Raw genomic sequence first — 2,998 nt, 5'->3', positions numbered from 1 at the left:
GCGATACGCGCCGCGGCTGGGAGCGGCGCTCACGCCGCTGGTGGCGCTGCTGTGCGCGGGCGCGGTGTACGACGGGTATCACTACCTCTCCGACGTGGTCGCCGGGGTTGCGGTAGGAGGGCTTGCCGCTGCTTTGATGCTCTGTCGTCCTTACGGGACTCGGGCGCGATCAGGACGGCTCACCCCGGGCTTACGCCCGGGGCTGGATTCTGGCGCCCGCTGCGCGGGCTGGCACAGCCGGGTCGGCTGTGCCACACGGGCGGTGCTGCGGCGCCTGCTTCCCCTCGGCGAGCCGCCGGCCTGACGTACACTGGTCTGGATGCAGACCATCTACGGCATCCATGCGGTGCTGGAAGCGCTGAAAGCCCGCGGGCGTGCCTTCCAGTACGTGGCGGTGGCGCGCAACCGCTCGGACGAGAAGCTGGCGCGCATCATCGCCGACTGCCGTGCTTCCGGCATCCCGGTGCGCTTCCTCGAGCGCTACGACCTCGAGCGGCTGGCGCAGACCGACAATCACCAGGGGGTGGTGGCGGTCACCGCCGCCAAGAAGTACGCCGACCTGGACGACGTGCTGGCGGCCCGCCGCGGCGAGCACGCCTTCGTGCTGGCGCTCGACGGCGTGGAGGACCCGCACAACCTGGGCGCCATCCTGCGCACCGCCGACGCCGCCGGCTGCGACGGCGTCATCCTGCCAGAGCGGCGGGCTGCGGGCGTGACCGGGGCGGTGGCCAAGGTCTCGGCCGGCGCCTCCGAGCATCTCACCATCGCCCGCGTCACCAACATCGGGCGCGCCATCGAGGAGATGAAGGCGAAGAACATCTGGGTGGTGGGGCTGGACGAGCGCGGCACAAAGTCCTACGAGCAGGTGGACTACAGGATGGACTGCGCGCTGGTGCTGGGCGCCGAGGGCAAAGGCCTGCACGAGCACGTGCGCCGGCATTGCGACTTCCTGGTGTCGATCCCCATGCTGGGGCAGGTGGCGTCGCTGAATGTCTCGGTGGCGGCGGGGATCGTGATGTACGAGATGGTGCGGCAGCGGCGGGCGGGCGGCGCGCCGGCGCAGGGGAAGAGATGAAGAAGTTCCTCTGCGTCCTCTGTGTCCTCTGTGGTCCGCTCGCCGCGCACGCCCTCGACCGCCAGGCCTTCACCATCACCCAGTACTCGCTCGACGCGCACCTCGACCCCGCCACGGGCGGCTTCGCCGTCGAGGGCAGCTTGCAGCTCCGCAATGATTCACCCGCGCCGCAGCGCAATGTGGTGCTGCAGATCTCGTCCACGCTGGAGTGGAAGACGATCACCGCCGGCGGGAAGGACGTGCAATGGCTCTCGCAGCCCTACATCTCCGACATCGACCACACCGGCGCGCTCGCGGAGGCCATCGTGACGCTGCCGGCGGCGATCCTGCCCGGCGGTACGGTGGCGCTGGGCGTGACCTACGCGGGCACCATTCCCGCCGACACGACCCGCCTGGAGCGCATCGGCGTGCCTCAAGAGGTGGCGGCGCGCAGCGACTGGGACCGCATCAGCGCGAGCTTCACCGCCGTGCGCGGGCTGGGCTACGTGGTGTGGTACCCGGTGGCCATGGACTCGGCCAACCTCTCGAACGGCAGCGAGGTCTTCGATGCCATCGCGGCGTGGAAGCAGCGGCACGCGGCCTCCACCGTGGGTGTGATCTTCTGGTCGGAAGAAGCGGGGACGCTGGAGGCTAACAGCTATCCCGCCGTGGTCACCGCGGTAAACACCGGCGGCTCCGCGAAGGAGAAGCTCTTGGCGAGCTACCAGTGGCAGGGCCTGGGCCGGGTTGTGCCCAGCTTTACCTTCGGCGACTACCACCAGCGCGCCGATGCCGGCATCAGGATCGATTATCTGGCAGGAAGGGAAGAGGCCGCCGCCGACTATGCCCGCGTGGCGGGGGAGGGAGCGGGCATTCCCCTCCAGTGGTTCGGCCGCCCCAAGCAATCGCCCGTCCTGGTGGACCTGGCGGAAAGCACCGCCGAGCCCTACGAGAGCGGCGTTTGGCTGTTCACCCCGCTGAAGCCTACCGACAGCCTGTCGCTGGAGCTGACCTTCGCGCACCAGTGGACACATGCGGCGCTGGAGTCGCCGCGCCTGTGGATCTACGAGGGCGCGGCCAGCTTCGCGCAGGCGCTGGAGCGCGAGCAGCAAGGCGGGCGCCAGCCCGCGCTCGACTACATGGCCGCGCATCTGCCGGCGCTGCAGGCGGCGGAGGCGGCGACAGCTTCGCCGTCCGCGGCGGGCGCGCCCGCCGGGCAGTCCCTGGTCACCACTACCGACGCCGCCCTCTATCGCACCAAGGCCATGTACGTCTTCTGGATGCTGCGCGAATTGGTGGGCGACCAGGCGCTCCAGCGCGCCTTCCAGTCCTACCGCGCCGCCGACGACAAGGAGCCCTCGTACTTCCAGCGGCTGCTGGAGGCACAGTCGCACAAGGACTTGGAGTGGTTCTTCGACGACTGGGTGTACCGCGACCGCGGGCTGGCGGACCTGAAAATCGCCGCCGTCTATCCCCGGCCCACGCTGCGCGGCTCCTACACGGTGACGGTCACGGTGGAGAACCTGGGTAGCGCCGCTGCCGAGGCGCCGGTAGTCGTGAAGGGCGAGGGCGGCGAGGTGGTCGAGCGCGTGCAGGTGGCCGGGCACGCCAAGGCCGTGCTGCACATCAACGTTCCCGACAAGCCATTAGAGGCGCGGGTCAACGACGGCAGCGTGCCAGAATCCGACAGCAGCAACAACTCGATGACCATCACGATTCCCAAGCCGGAATGACCACCGTCGCTGGTAGCTAGTAACCAAGGGTGATCTTGGCCGAGGGCCGACGACCGACGGCCGACGACTCGCAACCACCAACGACGAACGACCAACGACTGCTTTACAATGTCGCCTGCGCGGAGGGCACGTTGGCCTACATCCAGTTCTTAGGCGCGGCCGGCACCGTGACCGGCTCCAAGCACCTCATCAACCTCCCCGGCGACGCCGG

4 protein-coding genes are annotated in these 2,998 nt (G+C 69.2%); all 4 read left to right on the top strand.

Translation table 11 applies throughout. The features are described 5' to 3' along the window. Positions 1–304 (top strand): phosphatase PAP2 family protein (locus VEG08_07170; protein HXZ27765.1); only part of this gene is annotated, 304 nt, incomplete at its 5' end. Positions 305–319: 15 nt separating this feature from the next. Further along, on the top strand, positions 320–1,075 hold the full coding sequence (gene rlmB / locus VEG08_07165) for a 23S rRNA (guanosine(2251)-2'-O)-methyltransferase RlmB (GenBank protein ID HXZ27764.1): 756 nt from the start codon (positions 320–322) through the stop codon (positions 1,073–1,075). Continuing rightward, complete coding sequence (locus tag VEG08_07160; protein ID HXZ27763.1) at positions 1,072–2,787, top strand: hypothetical protein; 1,716 nt, start codon at positions 1,072–1,074, stop codon at positions 2,785–2,787. Before rlmB ends, VEG08_07160 begins: the two co-directional genes overlap by 4 nt. A 29-nt stretch (positions 2,788–2,816) precedes the next feature. Beyond that, positions 2,817–2,998: hypothetical protein (locus tag VEG08_07155; protein HXZ27762.1), on the top strand; the 182-nt coding region annotated here is incomplete at its 3' end.

Source organism: Terriglobales bacterium (assembly GCA_035624475.1).
In the GTDB taxonomy this organism is placed as follows: Bacteria; Acidobacteriota; Terriglobia; order Terriglobales; family Acidobacteriaceae; genus DASPRL01.
This window is presented reverse-complemented; position numbering and strand designations above follow the sequence as displayed.